This is a genomic window from Bradyrhizobium sp. ORS 285 (genome assembly GCF_900176205.1).
Classification (GTDB): Bacteria; Pseudomonadota; Alphaproteobacteria; order Rhizobiales; family Xanthobacteraceae; genus Bradyrhizobium.
The window spans coordinates 6,594,843-6,613,311 of record NZ_LT859959.1 but is presented as its reverse complement, the minus strand read 5'-3'; the positions used below and the strand labels follow the sequence as shown (position 1 = coordinate 6,613,311).

At 63.2% G+C, this 18,469-nt stretch carries 14 protein-coding genes and 1 pseudogene; 9 read left to right on the top strand and 6 right to left on the bottom strand.

Annotated elements, in window-relative coordinates:
- The first annotated feature begins 16 nt into the window (after positions 1–16).
- Both BRAD285_RS29555 and BRAD285_RS36435 read left to right on the top strand, forming a co-directional pair.
- Entirely contained in the window at positions 17–751 is a 735-nt protein-coding gene (locus BRAD285_RS29555) for an SOS response-associated peptidase (RefSeq protein ID WP_006615350.1), read from the top strand.
- Between the two features lie 120 nt (positions 752–871).
- Positions 872–1,133: pseudogene (locus BRAD285_RS36435) on the top strand (hypothetical protein).
- A 623-nt stretch (positions 1,134–1,756) separates the two neighbouring features.
- On the opposite strand, the gene BRAD285_RS29540 reads toward BRAD285_RS36435, so the two are convergent.
- Positions 1,757–2,416, bottom strand: coding sequence for a hypothetical protein (locus BRAD285_RS29540; RefSeq protein ID WP_244422396.1), 660 nt, complete (start codon positions 2,414–2,416; stop codon positions 1,757–1,759).
- Positions 2,417–2,610: 194 nt separating this feature from the next.
- Positions 2,611–4,227, bottom strand: a complete 1,617-nt coding sequence (locus tag BRAD285_RS29535; protein WP_006615354.1) for an NAD(P)/FAD-dependent oxidoreductase — start codon at positions 4,225–4,227, stop codon at positions 2,611–2,613.
- A gap of 393 nt (positions 4,228–4,620) precedes the next feature.
- Here BRAD285_RS29535 and BRAD285_RS29530 point away from each other — a divergent pair, with 393 nt between their 5' ends.
- Positions 4,621–5,100, top strand: coding sequence for a GNAT family N-acetyltransferase (locus BRAD285_RS29530; RefSeq protein WP_006615355.1), 480 nt, complete (start codon positions 4,621–4,623; stop codon positions 5,098–5,100).
- Positions 5,101–5,321: 221 nt separating this feature from the next.
- Here BRAD285_RS29530 and BRAD285_RS29525 read toward each other — a convergent pair whose 3' ends face one another.
- A complete protein-coding gene (locus tag BRAD285_RS29525) occupies positions 5,322–6,077 on the bottom strand; it encodes an SDR family oxidoreductase (protein ID WP_035648842.1) in 756 nt (251 codons plus the stop codon).
- Positions 6,078–6,368: 291 nt separating this feature from the next.
- Here BRAD285_RS29525 and BRAD285_RS35550 point away from each other — a divergent pair, with 291 nt between their 5' ends.
- Positions 6,369–6,986, top strand: coding sequence for a hypothetical protein (locus BRAD285_RS35550; RefSeq protein ID WP_172889842.1), 618 nt, complete (start codon positions 6,369–6,371; stop codon positions 6,984–6,986).
- Between the two features lie 117 nt (positions 6,987–7,103).
- Here the strand turns inward: BRAD285_RS35550 and BRAD285_RS29520 are convergent, their stop codons facing one another.
- The 3 genes from BRAD285_RS29520 to BRAD285_RS29510 are packed head-to-tail and all read right to left on the bottom strand — an operon-like array spanning position 7,104 to position 8,968.
- Positions 7,104–7,709, bottom strand: a complete 606-nt coding sequence (locus BRAD285_RS29520) for a hypothetical protein (protein WP_006611593.1) — start codon at positions 7,707–7,709, stop codon at positions 7,104–7,106.
- A gap of 6 nt (positions 7,710–7,715) precedes the next feature.
- Positions 7,716–8,042 carry a hypothetical protein gene (locus BRAD285_RS36430; RefSeq protein WP_006611594.1) on the bottom strand — a complete coding sequence of 109 codons (327 nt, stop codon included), beginning with the start codon at positions 8,040–8,042 and terminating at the stop codon, positions 7,716–7,718.
- Positions 8,039–8,968, bottom strand: coding sequence for a Ku protein (locus tag BRAD285_RS29510; protein WP_006611595.1), 930 nt, complete (start codon positions 8,966–8,968; stop codon positions 8,039–8,041). The genes BRAD285_RS36430 and BRAD285_RS29510 overlap by 4 nt, the downstream gene beginning before the upstream one ends.
- 140 nt (positions 8,969–9,108) lie before the next feature.
- On the opposite strand from BRAD285_RS29510, the gene BRAD285_RS29505 reads away from it, so the two are divergent.
- The 5 genes from BRAD285_RS29505 to BRAD285_RS29485 all read left to right on the top strand — a co-directional run bounded on the left by BRAD285_RS29505 (position 9,109) and on the right by BRAD285_RS29485 (position 18,152).
- A complete protein-coding gene (locus BRAD285_RS29505; protein ID WP_244422173.1) occupies positions 9,109–9,285 on the top strand; it encodes a tyrosine-type recombinase/integrase in 177 nt (58 codons plus the stop codon).
- A gap of 105 nt (positions 9,286–9,390) precedes the next feature.
- Positions 9,391–10,347, top strand: a complete 957-nt coding sequence (locus BRAD285_RS29500) for an ArdC family protein (RefSeq protein ID WP_006611596.1) — start codon at positions 9,391–9,393, stop codon at positions 10,345–10,347.
- Between the two features lie 112 nt (positions 10,348–10,459).
- Entirely contained in the window at positions 10,460–12,586 is a 2,127-nt protein-coding gene (locus tag BRAD285_RS29495) for a ParB/RepB/Spo0J family partition protein (protein WP_006611597.1), read from the top strand.
- Between the two features lie 203 nt (positions 12,587–12,789).
- Complete coding sequence (locus tag BRAD285_RS29490; protein ID WP_006611598.1) at positions 12,790–17,103, top strand: strawberry notch family protein; 4,314 nt, start codon at positions 12,790–12,792, stop codon at positions 17,101–17,103.
- Positions 17,103–18,152, top strand: a complete 1,050-nt coding sequence (locus BRAD285_RS29485) for a toprim domain-containing protein (protein ID WP_006611599.1) — start codon at positions 17,103–17,105, stop codon at positions 18,150–18,152. The genes BRAD285_RS29490 and BRAD285_RS29485 overlap by 1 nt, the downstream gene beginning before the upstream one ends.
- Positions 18,153–18,469 lie beyond the last annotated feature (317 nt).

Below are 18,469 nucleotides of genomic sequence, written 5' to 3'. Positions count from 1 at the left end.
CTCCGGAGACCTGACGATGTGCAATCTCTACTCGATGACCAAGAACGCCGATGCCATCCGGCGGCTGTTCGGAGTGCAGCAGGGGAACGACCGGACCGGCAATCTGCCGTCCATGCCGGGCATCTTCCCCGACTACCCGGCGCCGATCGTCCGCAACTCGACCTCCGGGCCGGAACTCGCGATGGCCAGGTGGGGCATGCCGTCATCCGCGAAGGCGCTCATGGACGTCACCAAGAAGCGCGCCGAGAAGCTTGAGGCCAAGGGCAAGACAGTCGATTTCAAGGATCTGCTGCGCCTGGAGCCGGACAGCGGGACGACCAACATCCGCAACGTCAACAGCGCACACTGGAAGCGCTGGCTCGGCCCCGACCACCGGTGCTTGGTCCCGTTCACCTCATTCTCCGAGTACGACACGATTGACGGCAAGAAGGTGCCCGTCTGGTTCGCCGCCGACGAGAGCAGGCCTCTCCTGGCGTTCGCCGGCCTCTGGACGACCTGGACATCAGTTCGCAAAGCCAAGGAGGGCAAAGTCACGATCGACGTGTATGGTTTTATGACCTGCGAGCCGAACACCGAGGTCGGCGCCGTGCACCCGAAGGCGATGCCGGTGATCCTGACTAGATCCGAGGAATTCGACGCCTGGCTGCGCGGCCCGTGGGACGAGGCCAAGGCGCTGCAGCGGCCTTTACCAGACGGCGCGCTGCGGATCGTAGCGACCGGTCCGAAAGAGGACCCTTGGCCGTTGGGCTAGGTCTTGAGGCCCGCAACACCTGGACCAACGCGAGCTCTGATGGTTGCGAATCCCTGCTGCATGCTGACCGAGCGGAACGAGCAGGCGGGCGGGAGGATTCGTCCTGGTGGAGTGATTTCGATGCTGACAACGACCGAACGAAGACCTGCAATCCGAAGTCTGAGGGGCTGGGCCATCCACGTCCTGCAAGAGGCTGGAGCCATCCACGAATGTGAGGAGCACGGTTGGGCTAGGGACCGGGCGGACCCGCGCGCGCCAGCGCGCAGTCGATATTGCCCGTCTGGACCCTCCGGACGGCATCTCGCCTGACAAAGCCCTCGCGGAGGTCCGCGAGGTCCTGGATTCGCTAGGGGACACCTGCCCAGAGTGCGTGCCCGAATAGCGCCTTGGATCTACCCGTGTTACAAGTTTTCTCGGCGTCCGCTCCGCTTCTAAGCCGACCTAATTGTCGCCCCGACCAAATGACGCGACCCGTCACATGCCAACTCCATCTTCAGGCGCCAGCTTCGCCTCGAAGACGGGTGCTCAGCTCCAGCGAAATGCCACGCCCGAATTAGCCGTTGAAGCTGACATCGTTCGCGCAGGTCGAAAGGCCGAGACAAGCCGAAAGCGGACCTGGGTGGTCGCCGCGTATCAGCCGACGCTATCTGTCTGGATCAAGATCAGGGTGTCGGCCTACCATGGCCAGCAGCAATATTGCTCCGCTGCCCATCGCCTCTCCGAGAGCTGTCTTGAGCTGTATTCTCACGTCTTCCTCCGCGACATGGGTTTCGATTAGATCGTTCAGGCGATTGAGGCTCGCTCCCATGGCGAGTATCTCGCGGACCATTTGTTCAGCCAAAGGACGTTCCACGTTTATGCCTTCAACGGAGGGAGTGTCATCAGTGGGTCAGGCAGCTTTTCGGTGCTCCGGCCACTTAGTTCCGGTTGAACCCCGAGAGCGGACATTCCCGGTGCGGGCCGGCAGGTCCGAGACGGGCCACAAGCGGAAGTCGCCCGCGTTTCTCATCGTGGCTCTCTCAGATGCCATTCGCCATTCCGGCGCTCAATAGAGGTCGGGATGCTTCGTTGAGGCGCTCTCAGTGATGATGCAAGAAGTTTGACACGAGTGTTTCCCTCCCAGCCAGCAAATTCATAGAGCCATTGCCCATCATCCGGAGTGCGGTAGTGCCACTCCTTGATGGATGAATTGGGTATGGTCGGGACTACGTCCATTCCGTTAGGGGGTCCGGAGGGACCCTCACCCGAGGCGACGGATGCCAGCCAGCGCCTGTCCGGCGAATAGTGTGGAGGCGCAACGATTTCTGCATCCTCACCCGTGTTGGCTCGCACGAGGAGCCAACTCGCGCCCTCCCAGTAATCAACCTCGATCAAAATAAGGTCGTGCTCGGGAAAATACCCCGTCAGCTGATATTTGACGCAGCCGTCAGCGTCGTTGCTCTCACACTTGGTTTCCTCGTTCAGATAGATTCTTGTCTTTCCGTTCCTGAACTTCAACTGCAAACCAGGACCGACGCGCTGGGCCAATTCGCCAACCTGTTCCAGACAAGCCTTCTCGGAGCGATCAAGATCGCCGCCACCATTGTCGCCGACACACCGGCCATCTTGCGACGGGTGGTCCGAAAACGAGTAGGGAGGCCAAGCGAAAGCCGTGGCGCTCGTCAAGAGAATCGCCGCCGATGCCACCGCTGCAAAGCGTATCAGGGGAAGCCTCCCAGTAGCGAAATCTCACCTCAGGCTCCGTTAGGATGGCGGAACCTCTTTCGAGCCGAGTTAACAGCTTCGTTCAAATCAGCAATGTCCGCAACGGGTCAATAGCAGATACCGATAGGCAGTCGTCGGACCGGCTCTCCTGGACGTCAGTCGGCGACTATGCTCTTCGCCACCGCTTCCGCGATCTTGATGCCGTCGATGCCGGCGGAGAGAATTCCGCCGGCATAGCCGGCGCCCTCGCCGGCGGGAAACAGCCCTCTGGTGTTGAGGCTCTGGAACGTGTCGTCGCGCGTGATGCGAATGGGGGAAGACGTGCGTGTCTCCACGCCGGTAAGAACCGCATCCCCCATATCGAAACCGCGGATCCTGCGGCCGAACACAACGAGCGCCTCGCGGATCGCCGCGATCGCATAGTCGGGCAAGCACGCAGAAAGGTCAGCCGGTGTAACGCCTGGCTTGTAGGACGGGATAACGCTGCCGAGCGACGTTGACGGTACGCCGGCAAGGAAATCGCCGACACGCTGCCCCGGCGCCGCGTAAGTGCTGCCCCCCGCAACAAACGCCGCCGACTCCCAGCGCCGTTGGAAATCGACCCCCGCCAGCGCCCCGCCCGGAAAATCGCGCGGGGTAATCCCGACCACGATACCCGCGTTGGCGTTGCGCTCGGCGCGTGAATACTGGCTCATGCCATTGGTGACCACACGTCCAGGCTCGGACGTTGCTGCGACCACTGTGCCGCCCGGACACATACAGAAACTGTAAACGGCGCGATCATTGGAGGCATGATGGACAAGCTTGTAATCCGCGGCGCCCAGAACAGGATGCCCCGCGCGAGCGCCGAACCGCGCCGCATCAATAACAGACTGCGGATGCTCGATCCGGAAGCCGATTGAGAACGGCTTCGCCTCCACGTGGACCCCGCGATCCGCCAGAACCTGGAAAGTATCGCGCGACGAGTGGCCGATCGCGAGCACTACATGGCTTGCTGCGATGCGCTCACCGTCGGACAATATTACGCCACGGATGCGCCGCTCACCGTTGCTGGACGTCTCGATATCGAAATCCGCAACGCGGCTCTTGAAACGGTATTCCCCACCAAGCCCTTCGATCGTGGCCCGCATGTTCTCCACCATCTTCACGAGGCGGAAAGTCCCGATATGGGGGTGAGCTTCGGTGAGAATTTCAGATGGCGCGTCCGCCTTGACAAACTCGGTCAGCACCTTGCGGCCGAGGTGGCGCGGATCCTTGACCTGGCTGTAGAGCTTGCCATCGGAAAACGTTCCCGCGCCACCCTCGCCGTATTGCACGTTCGATTCTGGATCAAGCACAGAGCGGCGCCATAGCGCCCAAGTGTCCCTGGTGCGCTCCCGCACCACTTTGCCGCGCTCCAGAATGAGCGGCCGAAAGCCCATCTGGGCAAGCACAAGCGCCGCGAAGAGTCCACAAGGCCCGGCTCCGATCACGAGCGGCCGCACGCGCACGCTTTCGGGCGCGCGAGCGACAAACCGGTAAGTCATATCTGGAGCGAGAACAACATCCTTGTCCTTTGCGAAGCGCTTCAGCACGGCCGCTTCGTCCCTCACCTCGACATCGAGCGAATAGACCAGCGCGATATCGGACTTTTTACGTGCGTCATGGGCGCGCCGGAATATCGCGCACGAGAGCAGATGCTCCACCGGTATGCGCAACCGAGCGGCGGCCGCCTTCTTGATTGCTTCAGCCGGATGATCCAGCGGTAACTTGATTTCGGTCAGGCGAATCACTTGCACCGCGACGAGTAGGTTGGAATTGCCATCTTGTAGCACAACAAAGGCACGGCGTATGACGACATCCGTATCCGCAAGGCGACATGTCCGCTCTGGGTCAAAAGCGGTCTTTCGACGGTCCGACGACTTGCTTCCGGTTGAAACCTGAAAGCGGACATTCCCGGTGCCGGCCGGAAGGTCCGAGACGGGCCAAAAGCAGTTGAAACAGTCGCTGCGATATCCGCTTCAGGCCAGTGGGATGTTTCACCGCGGCAGTGGTGGTTTCTTGCGCAGAACTCGCAGCCGAGCAGCAGCATCGGTAAGTGTCGAAGAAGGTAAGAAAGTGTGAATGGAAATAGGTTCATCAATTTCTAAACTGATGCTCCTGACGTTGGTTGAGGGCACTTCATCATGGACGAGCCGCCTATTGAGATTGAACGCTTGACCGACGCGTCAGTCTTGTCAGCTACAATCGCCACGCTTCAGTTCGCGTACTGGAGGGCGCTGACCGGTCACGATACAGCATTGGGCTACGAAGAATTTTTGAAAAACGCGGCCCGATCAGCCCGATTGCCAATGGTTTTGGTCGCCCGGCGCGGCCCAATGTACGTGGGCTCGGCCAACTTATTGGCCAGCGAGATGACGATACGGCCTGCGCTTTCGCCGTGGATGGCTCAGCTCTTTGTGACCGACTCGTCCCGAGGGCGTGGGGTCGGAAGCGCACTGATTCAGGCGATGATGAACCGTGCTTTCGCACTGGGCTTTCAGCGTGTCCATCTCTTTACGTCGGGACCACTGCCTGCGTACTACGCTGCGCAAGGATGGAAGCCAGTCGAGGAGGTCGAATACCTAGGAAAGATGCGCACCGTTATGGCAATCGATCTGCCATGACACGAGGTGCGCTTCGGAAACGGCTTTGTCCACCGTCGTCTGAAGGCTGACACCATCAACGGCCCCGCTCAGGTTTCGGTTTGGGGGCGCAAGCTGACGGCCGGCATGCGGCGTGCAAGATCAGCATTGGGGCCACAAGCGGAAGTAACCCAAAGGCAAGTCAGGCTGTCCTTTCCTGAAAGCCAGACTTGTTATCGGCAACGGCAGGTCTGTTTCGTCGCCTATACGCGACGCACCGCGCCACCATCGACTGGGATGGCGGCGCCGTTGATATACCGAGCCAGGGGAGACGCGAGGAATGCCACCAGATGACCTATGTCAAAAGGCTCTCCAAAGTAGCCCGCAGGGATGTTTTGCCGAATAAAGTCCGCCTTCGATTGGTCTGTTGGATGCAATCTCTGAATTTGGTTTGAATTGATGCGCCCGGGCGCGACGGTATTGACGGTGATACCATACGGACCGAGTTCCGATGATAATGTTCTCGACCAACTGACAAGCGCTGCCTTGGCCGGCGCCGCGCCGTTGAGCTTCGGCGCGACAACCGCACCCGAGATATTGATGATCCGACCCCAGTTGCGGCTTTTCATTTTTGGCCAGATGAGGTCCGTCAGCCGACGTGCCGCAAGGAAGTTGAGCGTCATTGCTTCGTCCCAAAAGGCATCATCAGCTACGCCTGAAACGGGCCTGGCGCCCCCTGCGTTGTTGACTAGAATATCGATGCAGCCCCCAAATGATGCAAGCGCCTCACCAGCAATGCGAGCTGGACCGCCTTGCGCACATACGTCTCCCACCACGATGACTGGGCGGCCGCCAGCGCTAGATACCAACCAATCGGCCACGAGCTTCAACGCATCATGATTCCTTCCACTAATCGCGACACGAACGCCAGCCTCTGCAAGTGCAACCGCGATGCCGCGGCCAATTCCGCCACTGGCCGCTGTAATGAGCGCTGTCTTGCCGTCCAGTTCAAGGTTCAACGGCGTAATCCTCATCCGTGAAGGTTGTCTGAATTGTTAGATCCCTATCTTGGCTGAACTCAGGTCGGAATCAAAGGTCTGCTTTGGGTCAAAGGCGCCGGTGTTGCCTTTGTCCGAGCACTTCCGGTTTGCCCCCTGACAGCCGACATTTGCACGCATGCCGGATTGGGCCGGTACGGGCCACAAGGAGACATTGCCAACTCGGCCGCACCTGTGGCTTTCTCAATTCGCTATAGCTCAAGTCGGCCCCTTTGCTAGAGGCAAGACATGCCAGGACCATCTACAAGAGACATGCATCATCTGCCTGACATCGTCTCATTGAAGCGGCTGCTTCAATCAGTCGCGATGCTTGATGCAATCATCTGCCCTGACTGGGAGTACCGTTACTACTCTTTCAACGCCAATTGGGCCGCGGGAGAAATGATGGGCTCAATGCGGAATGGCCAAGGCGACGAATTTTTCGTATTGTTCAATTCTCATGGTGCATTCATCAAAGGCTTTGATCACGGGTCGGTCGTAGCGTCCCTAAGATTACCAGGTCAGCAGTTCTATCGCGATCTGCCTAGCCAGTTCGCATCTTGTTGCAGTGAGCCTGCGTTTTCGCCGGAGTTTGTCACATTTTGCATGTGGCGCCTTCTTGAGTCGCCTGCTTGGTCCAGTGCAGCAACTGAGCTAGCATCATCCGGAGACAGCGATGGCTCGGCGCGTCTGCTATCAATACTTGATCGTTCGCCTGAAACGTACCGGCGATGGGCGTCTGAATACTACGAAAGAGACGTGCCTTCACAAGCCGTGATCGCGGTGTACGAGCATCGTGTGCTGACGGATGAAATCGTTGCTGCTATCAATCCAACAATCGCTCCAGCTTCACTCGGTGAGGATATCGCTCAGATCGGCTATTCAACTTGAACAAATCCGCATCGATGAGATCGGTGTCCGCTCGGGGTCAAAAGCGGTCCAGTCCGAGTAGTCTGCGCCACGTCTGGTTCGTGGCCATTAGCCGACTTGCATCTACCGGCGACTAGTCTAGTCCCGTGCTCGGCGCAGCGCTTCCTGCAGCTTCTCACTCTCGGCCGCCCACCGCGTGTCCTCGGCTTCGATACGTTTCTCGAGATCACGCCGCTCAGCATCGAGAGCCCCCGCACGTTCTTCGTGTTGCTGCTGCGCTGCCTCCAGGGCCGCCTGCGCTTTTGCGATCAGCTTCTCGCGTCTGGTGCGATCTTTCTCCCGCGCGGCCTCCTCTCTGCGGCGCTCCGCCTCGCGTTTCTTCTGCTGACGATTGAACTCCGAAGCGGCATTGCGCGCATCTTCCACGCTGAGCGCTGGAGCGTCACTCCGCTTCGGTTCGCGACGGCGCCCTTTCTTCGGTCCGGCGGACTCGTTGTCCACGATGGGCAGGCCAGCCTGTTCCGCGAAGCGGCCGCTCGATCCGGCCGGGCGCTTTAGGACCACGCCCGGCTTTGCCATGGTGGCCGCGACCACGTCCGGATCTTCGGTCTCCTTGGCGGCCCCCTGGTGGAATAGATTACTGCCCGCGCCCCATGCCTCTAGCGCCGCCTTCATGGAGGGCGCGGCGATCGCGAGATCGTAAAATCCGAGCGAGGTCTGATAGGTCTTCAGCTTACGGGGCACGGGAAGTCACCTGCACGACTGAGAGGGTTCAGCGTACCATGCAGCGTAGGGGGTGTTCTTTGCCATGTGGCGGTTCAGATCGGGCGAGCCGTCCGTCCACCAGACCGGCCCCCGCTCCCCCAGCGCTCTCTTGGCCTGGTCCACGGCGCGGTGCGCCGCGACTTCGGCCTCCGGGTCCCCCGCCGCCTTGGCCGCTCGAACGGCGCGCCTGGCAGACATCAGCTGCCGTGTCAGCAAGGAGCGCTCGGTCTCCCCAAGCCTGGGATCGGCCATGCGCCAAAGGCGCCCGCGGACCACGAAGTAGCGCCCGTCCGGAGTCACGGGATGCTTCAAGCGGATTTCCGCTGATGGCCGGCGGCTGGCTTTTTCGCTGGCGCCTCCTTGGCGGCAGCCTTCTTGCCGGCGATCGGCACCAGCATCTCCTTCTGGCCGGCGGTAGTCTTCTTCGGCTTCTTCGCGGGCTTGGCCGCCTCCGATGGCTGCGCTGGCTGCCCGACCGAGCGTCGCAGCGCCTCCATCAGATCGACCACGTTCTCGCCCTTCGGCCGATCCTTCGGGCGGATCGTCTTGCCCGCACGCTTCTGATTGATCAGGTCGATCAGTGCCGTCTCATAGTGGTCCTCGAACTTCTCCGGCGAGAACGTGCCGGCCTTCTGGTTCACGATGTGACGGGCGAGATCCAGCATGTCCTTCGTGATCTTCACGTCCTGGATTTCGTCGAAATGTTCCTGCTCCGACCGCACCTCATAAGGGTACCGCAGCAGGGTGCCGACCAGGCCCTTGTCCATCGGCTCGAGCGCGATGATGTGCTCGCGGTTCGTGAGCACGATCCGGCCAATCGCGACCTTGTTCATCTCCCGGATCGTCTCACGGATCACCGCGAAGGCGTCATGGCCAACCTTGCCGTCCGGGCGCAGATAGTAGGGGCGGATCAGATAGCGCGGGTCGATGTCGGTCTTGTCGACGAATTCGTCGATCTCGATCGTGCGCGTGGACTCCAGGGCGATCTCCTCGAGCTCCTCCTTCGAGACCTCGATGTACTGGCCCTTCTCGAGCTCATAGCCCTTGACGATGTCCTCGCTGGGGACCTCTTCCCCGGTGTCAGCGTCGACCTTGACGTACTTGATCCGGTGGCCCGTCGTCCGGTTCAGCTGGTTGAAGCTGATCTTCTCCGACTCAGACGTGGCGGGGTAGAGGGCCACCGGGCAGGTGACGAGCGACAGGCGCAGGAAGCCTTTCCAGTTGGCGCGGGGGGCCATGCACGCGGAACTCCGGTTGAAGCGGTCCGGATTCAAGACGAATGAGGGCGCCGGGTTCCGACATCGCGGCCGATTAGAATCTGGGGACCACGTCATCTGCTTTGCACCAATCTGCCGCTAGGTCGCTGGAACGAGCGCATGTGCTTAAGCACAGGGCGGCAACGCTCTTGATCGAGCGTAGCGTCGACATACGATTCCTTCAGCATCTACTCGATCATTCGAGTATCGCGACGGCCGAGATCTACACGCACGTATCGGACGAGGCGCTGAGACCCACTCTGGAGCGAGCAGATGTTCTCGCCCAGTTGGCCGCCTGAGGTAATGCTGTGCGCGGTAAGCTAGAGCAACAGTGCAGGCCGGATTGGCTGTGACGGGTTGGAAGCGGCGAGAGAGTTTCGCCGCGCCCGTCGCGGAGATCCGCGATGCAGGCACGGAGAGTTGGTGGGCGCGCTGGCGGGAGCCAGGCGAGCCTCTATGAGGAGATCACGAGCAAGATCATCGCCGAGCTGGAAGCTGGCCGTGTGCCCTGGGTGCAGCCGTGGGGCACGCAGGCGGCGAAGGCCCAGCTTAATCTTCCAAGCAATGCGACGACAGGGCGGCCATACTCTGGGATCAACGTCTTGATCCTCTGGGGCGCAGTGATCGAGCAGGGATTCACTGGCCAGAGCTGGCTGACGTTCCGGCAGGCGCTGTCCGTCGGCGGCCATGTGCGCAAAGGCGAGCGCGGTGTCACCGTCGTCTATGCAGACCGCTTTGTCCCATCCGATGAGCGGCGGCGCGCCCATGAGGTGGGCGACGAGGCGCAGGCGATTCCGTTTCTCAAGCGGTTTACCGTCTTCAACACCGATCAATGCGACAGTTTGCCAGGGGATGTCGCAACCGTTGCGCCACCGCCGCCGCCTGGGGTGGTAGAGCCTGTGGTGGAGACGCTGATCGCGAACAGCGGCGTCGACTTCCGGATTGGGGGGCCGCGGGCCTTCTATGCTCCGGTGGAAGATTTCGTGCAGGTGCCACCGCCTGCCGCCTTCTTCGAGCCAATCAACTGGCATCGCACGGCTCTGCACGAGCTCGCCCATGCAAGTGGCCACGCATCGCGGCTGAGCCGCGATCTCTCAGGCCGTTTGGGAAGCAGCAAATACGCATTCGAGGAGCTGATCGCGGAGATCGCGTCCGCCTTTAGCTGCGCCGCGCTCGGGATCGTGCCGACCGTGCGCCATGCCGACTATATCGGCGCCTGGCTCGATGTCTTGCGCGAAGACAATCGCGCGATCGTTCGTGCAGCGAGCCAGGCAAGCCGTGTAGCCGGCTATCTCCTCGGCTTTGCACCTGATGCGGATGGGCAGGTCGAGACGAGCGGAGCGGATTGCGCCGCTGCGTGAGCGCGGCGCTTCGGGGCCGAGCGGAGGAGAGCAAGAGGGCGAGAGGTGCCTTGCGACGGGTTGAAGGCCTGAGAGAGAGGCTCTTGGACCGCCCGCCGTGGAGAACCGAGCGATGACCAAGACTCCCCAGAAGATCACGCTGTCGCCGTCGCGCGACATTCCCTTCAACAAGCTTGTCCTGAGCCAGTCCAACGTCCGCCGGACCAAGGATGGCGTCTCGATCGAGCAGCTGGCGGAGAGCATTGCCGAACGGACGCTGCTGCAGAGCTTGAACGTCCGCGCCGTGCTCGATGACGAGGGCCAGGAGACCGGGATGTTCGAGGTGCCGGCGGGCGGCAGGCGCTACCGGGCACTCGAGCTCCTGGTGAAGCAGAAGCGGATGGCGAAAACACAGGCGGTGCCTTGCGTGGTGCGCGATTCTGGTTTGGCCCTGGATGACTCCTTCGCTGAAAACGACCAGCGCATCGGTCTGCATCCCCTCGACCAATTCCGCGCGTTCCAGGCGTTGCATGACAGCGGCATGAGCGAGGAGGAGATTGCCGCGCGACATTTCGTGACGGTGGCGGTCGTCAAGCAGCGCTTGCGGCTGGCCGCTGTCTCGCCTGTGCTGCTCGATGTCTACGCCGCCGACGGCATGACGCTCGAGCAGTTGATGGCCTTCACCGTCACGGCCGATCATGAGCGCCAGGTGGAGGTCTGGGACAAGGTCAGCCGCTCCGGCTGTGATGCGCCTTACCAGATCCGCCGTCAGCTCACGGAGCGGACGGTTCGGGCTTTCGATCGCAGGGTCCAATTCGTCGGGCTCGCCGCCTATGAGGATGCGGGCGGGGCGGTGCTGCGGGATCTGTTCGAGGCCGACGACGGCGGCTGGCTGGAGGATGTCGCGCTGCTTGATCGCCTCGTGGCGGAGAAGCTGCAGACCGAGGCCGAGCGGATCGGTGCCGAGGGCTGGAAGTGGATCGCTGCCGCCGTCGACTTCCCATTCGGGCATTCCAATGGCTTGCGCGAGCTTCAGGGAGAGCCGGCCGAGCTCACCGCGGACGAGCAGGAAACGATCGAAGCGCTGAGGGCCGAACAGGCCAAGCTCGAGGCGGACCATAGTCAGGCCGATGAGCTGCCCGAGGACGTCGATCGACGCCTTGGGGAGATCGAGGAGGCGCTGCAATCATTCGAGGAACGGTCCATGATCTTCGATGCGGCGGAGATGGCGCGCGCCGGCGCGTTCGTCAGCGTCGACTCCGAGGGCCGGCTTCGGGTCGCCCGTGGCTTCGTCCGCCCGGAGGATGAGGTCGCCGCGACGAGTGACCAGCTGGGTGCCGAAGCTGGGGCGGACGCTGATGGATGTACCGGCATTCCGGACGCGGAGGTCAGGGCAACGGCACCGACGATCGTGCTCGGCGGCGGCCAGAGCGAGGTGCCCGATCAAGAGGGGGAGGACGTCGAACGGCCCTTGCCGGAACGGCTGATCAGCGAGCTTTCGGCCTATCGCACGCTCGCTTTGCGCGATGCGCTGGGTCGGCAGCCGCAGGTCGCCTTCCAGGCGGTGCTGCACAGCTTCGTGCTGGCGACGTTCTATCCGTTCGGCTCCGCGCTCAATTGCCTGGAGATCTCGCTGCGCAGCCAGAGCTTTCCGGAGCAGCCGCCGGCTCTGCAGGACAGCATCCCGGCAAAGGCGATTGCCGCCCGTCACGCAGCCTGGAAAGCAAAGCTGCCGGCAAGCGACAAGGACCTCTGGACGGTACTGACGGCAATGGATGGGACGGCGCAGGCCGAGCTCTTCGCCCATTGCGCGGCGCAGGCCGTGAACGCAATCTCGGAGCCGGCCAGCCGGGTGCATCAAGGGCGCCTATCTGCGCACGGCGTCCGTGGTCGCCTCGAACAGGCGGACCGGCTGTCGCGCGCCGTCGGGCTCGACATGATCAGTGCCGGCTGGAAGCCCACTGTGGACAACTATCTCGGCCGCGTCACCAAGCATCGGATCCTGCAGACCGTGCGCGAGGCCAAGGGCGAGGCCTCGGTCCAGCTCATCGAGCATCTCAAGAAGCCGGACATGGCGCGCGAAGCCGAGCGATTGCTCGATGGCAGCGGCTGGTTGCCGGAGCCACTGCGAGGAGCAGAGACTGATGTCGCTCCGGCAGCTGAAGGCGAAGGTGGCGACGGCCTGCCGGCTTTCCTCAGCGAGGATGAGGAAGCGACAGAGGGCGCTGACGAAGTCGAGGAGATCATCGCTGCGGAGTGACCCCCGGTTCGGAGCGGCCCGAGTGTGGAGATATCGATGATGGAAGCCCGGCCAGGTCGGCCGGGCTTTGTCATGCAGGTCATCAATGAACTGAAGAGAGGGGGGAGAGTGAGAGAGGTGGGGCAGCGCGGGTGAGGTCGCCCGACAAGAGAGAGCGTTCGGCGGCCAATCCGCATCCTCGCTCTCCCTTGAGGCTCTTCACCATGGTCACCGAGACGAGCTGCCCTGCGGCTCCCTTCGCTCTCCTTGCTCGCGCCAAAGCCACCCATCGTGCCGCCGAGCTGCTGCTCCAAAATCTTGCCCGCGGCGAGCGCATCGATGCGAGGTGCCTGCGCCACGCCATGCAGACCGTCTTCGGCGCCAGTGATGCCGAAGGCAGCTGGGACTGGAAGACGGCGTACGAGGCCTGCGAGATCGCCGCCGTTCTGTTCCTCGCCAAGTACGGCCCAGCGATCATCAAGGCCAGCAATGGCAGCCCCTCGGCCATGCTGCCAATGGTCAGCAAGATCGCAGCGCTTCTGCCGAGCCATACCAGGCGCTCGATGGAGAGCCAGAGCTTCCAACAGTTCTCGACGCCGCTGCCGTTGGCGCTTGCCGCGGCCGCGGCGGCGCAGGTGACCTCGGCCGATCGCGTCCTGGAGCCGTCCGCAGGGACCGGGAGCCTCGCTATCTTCGCGGAGCTCGCCGGCGGCTCGCTTCTGCTCAACGAGCTCGCTGCAAGCCGCGCAGCGTTGCTCAATCTGGTGTTCGCAGGGCTGACCATGACGCGCTTCGACGCTGCGCAGATCGATGACTATCTCGATAGGGCGCGCGTCCCGAGCGTGGTCCTGATGAACCCGCCGTTCTCGGCAACGGTGAATGTGGATCGGCCCCAGGCCGATACGACGTTGCGCCATGTGTCTTCAGCGCTTGCTCGGCTTGGAGAGGGCGGGCGCCTCGTCGCTATTACTGCCGCTGGCTTTGCGCCGGACAATCCGACCTGGACGGACGCCTTCGTGCGCCTGCAGGAGCGAGGTCTTCTCGTGTTCTCCGCTGCGATCGACGGATCGGTCTACGCACGACAAGGCACGACGACTGCCACGCGCTTGCTGGTGATCGACAAGCAGCCGGCGCAGGATCCTTGCGTGTTTCCGCAGTCGGCGGGAATGGCACCGGATGTCCGGACCTTGCTCGACTGGATCACGGCGCTCGTGCCGCCCCGGCTGCCGATGGTGGGTCGGCTCGTCGCGCCGGCGGGGGAGCCCGTTGGTCTCCGTGCGAGAGCAGGGCGCGTCCCGCTTGCTGCCTGCGAACCTTCGTCGGCGCCGGCCCGCGAGCCGGCCGGCTGCGAGCTCGCCTATGAACTCGTGGAGGATATGTCCGAGGACGGACCTCGCCTGACCGAGGCGCTCTATGAGGCGTATCGGCTACAGTCGATCCGAATTGTTGGAGCGAAACCTCATCCGACAAAGTTGGTGCAATCAGCGGCGATGGCTTCGGTCTTGCCGCCCAAGCCCACGTATCGGCCGCATGTGCTGCCTCAACTCGTCAGCAACGGCGTTCTCTCCGATGCTCAGCTCGAGAGCCTCATCTACGCCGGCGAGGCGCATGGTGGATTCCTCGCAGGCTCCTGGAGCGTCGATGAGACCTTCGACCAAGTCCGCGCAGCCGGCGATGGCGCCGAGGGAGCGGTGCGTTTCCGGCGCGGCTGGTTCCTCGGCGATGGCACCGGTGCGGGCAAGGGTCGCCAGGTCGCAGGCATTCTGCTCGACAATTGGCTGAAGGGCCGTCGCCACGCGATCTGGGTCAGCAAGTCCGATAAGCTGATCGAGGACGCCCAGCGGGATTGGGCGGCGCTCGGCATGGAGCGGCTCTTGGTGACGCCGCTGTCGCGCTTCCGCCAGGGCACGCCGATCCGGCTCGATGAAGCCATCCTTTTTACGACCTACGCCACGCTACGGACCGACGAGAGGGGCGAGAAGCTTTCCCGCGTCCGCCAAATCTTCGATTGGGTGGGGCGCGACTTCGATGGCGTGATCATCTTCGACGAGAGCCATGCGATGCAGAACGCCGCGGGCAACAAGGGCGATCGGGGCGAGCAGGCGGCTTCACAGCAGGGTCGCGCTGGCTTGCGCTTGCAGCACGCACTGCCGAATGCCCGCGTCATCTACGTCTCGGCAACAGGTGCGACCACCGTCCACAACCTCGCTTATGCCCAGCGACTCGGATTGTGGGGCGGTGCCGACTTCCCGTTTGCGACGCGCGCGGATTTCGTGGCGGCGATCGAGGAGGGTGGCGTCGCGGCGATGGAGGTGATGGCCAGGGATCTCAAGGCGCTCGGTCTGTATGCAGCGCGTTCGCTGTCCTTCGAGGGCGTCGAATATGAGTTGCTCGAGCATCGGCTCACGGATGAACAGGTCCGGATTTACGACGCCTATGCCGAGGCGTTTGCGGTCATTCACAACAATCTCGAAGCCGCGATGCGCGCGGCCAACATCACCGGCGCAACCGGGACGCTCAATGCACAGGCCAAGTCGGCGGCACGCTCAGCCTTCGAATCCGCCAAGCAGCGCTTCTTCGGGCATCTCCTGACCTCGATGAAGACGCCGACCCTGATCAACGCAATCAAGCGGGATCTCGATGCCGGACACGCTGCGGTCATCCAGATCGTCTCCACCGGGGAGGCCTTGACGGAGCGCCGGCTCGCGGAAATCCCGACGGAGGAATGGGGAGACGTGCAGGTCGACATCACGCCGCGCGAATACGTCCTCGACTATCTCGCCCATTCCTTCCCGGTCCAGCTCTATGAGCCGTTCACTGACGGCGAGGGCAACCTGTCCTCGCGACCTGTCACTCGTGACGGCCAGCCCGTCGAGTGTCGTGAGGCAGTGGCGCGGCGGACGGAGATGATCGAGCGGCTCGCCTCGCTTGCACCGGTACCCGGCGCGCTCGACCAGATCGTCCAGCGCTTCGGCACCGATGTGGTCGCCGAGGTGACCGGCCGTTCCAGGCGTATTGTTCGTATGCGTGATCGGCTTGTGGTCGAGACCCGGGCGGCCTCCGCGAATCTGGCGGAGGCGGCGGCCTTCATGGATGACCAGAAACGCGTCTTGGTGTTCTCCGATGCCGGAGGGACTGGTCGTAGCTATCACGCCGAGCTGTCGGCGAAGAACACGCGGCAGCGCGTCCACTATCTGCTGGAGCCGGGCTGGAAGGCGGACGCTGCGATCCAGGGGCTTGGGCGGACCAACCGCACCAACCAGGCGCAGCCGCCGCTGTTTCGGCCGATCGCGACCAACGTGAAGGCCGAGAAGCGCTTCCTGTCCACGATTGCCCGACGGCTCGACACGTTAGGGGCCATCACCCGCGGCCAGCGCCAGACCGGCGGGCAGGGGCTGTTCCGCCCGGAGGACAATCTCGAAAGTCCGCACGCCCGCGATGCCTTGCGCCAGCTTTATGGGCTTCTGGTCCGCGGCCAAGTCGGCAGCTGCTCGCTGGAGCGCTTCGAGCAGGCAACGGGATTGAAGTTGACGGACGAGAACGGCCTGCGCGACGAGCTGCCGCCGATCACGACGTTCCTGAACCGGCTGCTGGCGCTCACGATCGAGCTGCAGAACATCTTGTTCATGGTGTTCGAGCAATTGCTTGCGGCGCGTATCGAGGGAGCGATCGCCTCCGGAACCTTGGACGTCGGCTTGGAGACGCTGCGCGCCGAGAGCTTAGTCGTCACCGGCCGGAGGACGATCTACAGCCATCCGGCCACGGGCGCAGAGACCCATCTCGTCACCATCACCCAGCGTGACCGCAACCAGCCGCTGCCGCTCAACGAGGCCCTGGAACGGCTCCTGCAACGCCGCGCCGTTCCGCTGCGCAATATCCGAACCGGGCGCGCAGCAATCCAACTGCCGGCGCTGAGCGGTCTGCTCGACGACGGAGAGATTGAGCGGCGCGTCCATTTGATCGGGCCGATGGGACGCCAGACTTTGCCGCTCGCAAAGCTCGCCGAGCACGATTGGGTGGAAGCGGATCGTGAGCAGTTCAAGGCGGGCTGGACGGCGCAGCTCGCGTCGATTCCGGAGTTCTCGACGAGCACGATCTATCTCGTCACGGGCCTGCTGCTGCCGATCTGGAAGCGCCTTCCGCAGGAGTTCACGCGCGTCTACCGGCTTCAGACCGACGCGGGCGAGCGCATCATTGGCCGCAAGGTCCCGCTCAGCTGGGTCTCGGCCATGTCGAGGGAGGCTCCCGTGCTCGCGCCCGAGGACGCGTTCGCGGCGCTGCTGCGCGACGATTACGCGCTCGACCTCGCCGAAGGCCTGCAGCTCCGGCGCGTCCGCGTCATGAGCGTCGTTCGCATTGAGCTATCTGGCTTCGCTGAAGGCCTCAGGGACTGTCTCAGGGCCTACGGGCTGTTCGGCGAGATCATCTCCTGGAAGCTCAGGATGTTCATCCCGACTGATCCAAGCGGCGCTGCGGTTCTGGCCAAGGTTCTGGAGCGGTTTCCGATTGCTGATGTCCGCGGGCGGGAGCGGACGTGATGGCAGGTGACGCGTCCGAACTGGCACACCGGCTTGCGCGTGAGGCCGAGGCGGTGTGTCGTCACTATCTCTCCCAGGGCCGGCGCGAAGGACGCTATTGGCTGGTCGGCGACGTCAACAACACGCCCGGCCGGTCGCTGTTCGTCCGGCTGCACGCCTCATCGAAGGGAGCAGCCGGCAAATGGGTAGATGCCGCGACCGGCGAGCATGGTGATCTGCTCGACATCATCGGGACGACGTGTGGCCTGCAAAGCTTCCGCGAGATTGCCGAGGAGGCGCGCCGCTTCCTGAAGCTGCCCCGGTGGCAGCGCGAGCCCCCTGTGGAGACCAAGGTCGTCCGCCCGCGCGATGCGATCAAAGCGGCCCGTCGCCTGTTTGGAATGGCTCAGCCGTTGCCTGGGACGCTCGGAGAGACCTATCTCGCAAACCGCGGGATCGACCCGCCAGTCAGCACCGATGCTCTCCGCTTTCATCCGCGCTGCTTCTATCGTCCGGAAGACACAGACGTTGTGGAGACCTGGCCGGCGCTGATTGCCGCTGTGACCGATCTCAAGGGCCGCATCACGGGCGTCCATCGAACCTGGCTCGATCCCGACGGCTTCGACGATCGCAGACTTGGCAAGGCGCCGATCGATTCGCCGCGGCGGGCGATGGGCGATCTGCTCGGACATGCCGTTCGCTTCGGCATCGGTGACGATGTGCTGGCGGCCGGAGAGGGCATCGAGACCATGCTGTCGTTGCGCACGGTGCTGCCGACCTTGCCGGTTGTCGCCGCACTCTCGGCCAATCATCTCGCCACGCTGCTGTGGCCGGCCACGCTGCGCCGGCTCTATGTCGCTGTCGATGCCGATGCCGCAGGTGTCAGTGCGGCGAAGGCTTTGACGACACGTGCGCTGGACTCCGGCATTGAGGCGGTCGCACTTTGTCCGCGCCTGGAGGACTTCAACGAAGATCTCCGCGCGTTCGGGAGAACCCAGCTTCGGGAGATGCTGCGGCCTCAGTTGCTGCCCGAAGACGCCGCGAGGTTCATGGGCGTGGGTGCGGCCTAGACGCCCGGCCTTTGCTTGGGTGCCGTTCGGCATCAGCGACGCGTGCGGGTGCAAGGGAAATCTCGTCTATGCCCGAGAGGGCCGCGCCGAGGGCCTTCTTCAGAGGCGATCGGACGTCAGCCGGCCCGGTCCGGCAATGGCGGCTCGCAGCTATTTTCCGCCGGCCCGCAAGCGGACCTTTGCATCGCGAAGCAAAATAGCTGCGCCCCGCCATCCTCCGCTGTCGCTCCGGCCCGCTGCTGAGGTGCAGCGGGTTCTGGTCCGGGCCGCCCGCCGTCTTGGAGATCGCTATGGAAGGCCGCGATGGGCGCGGCTCT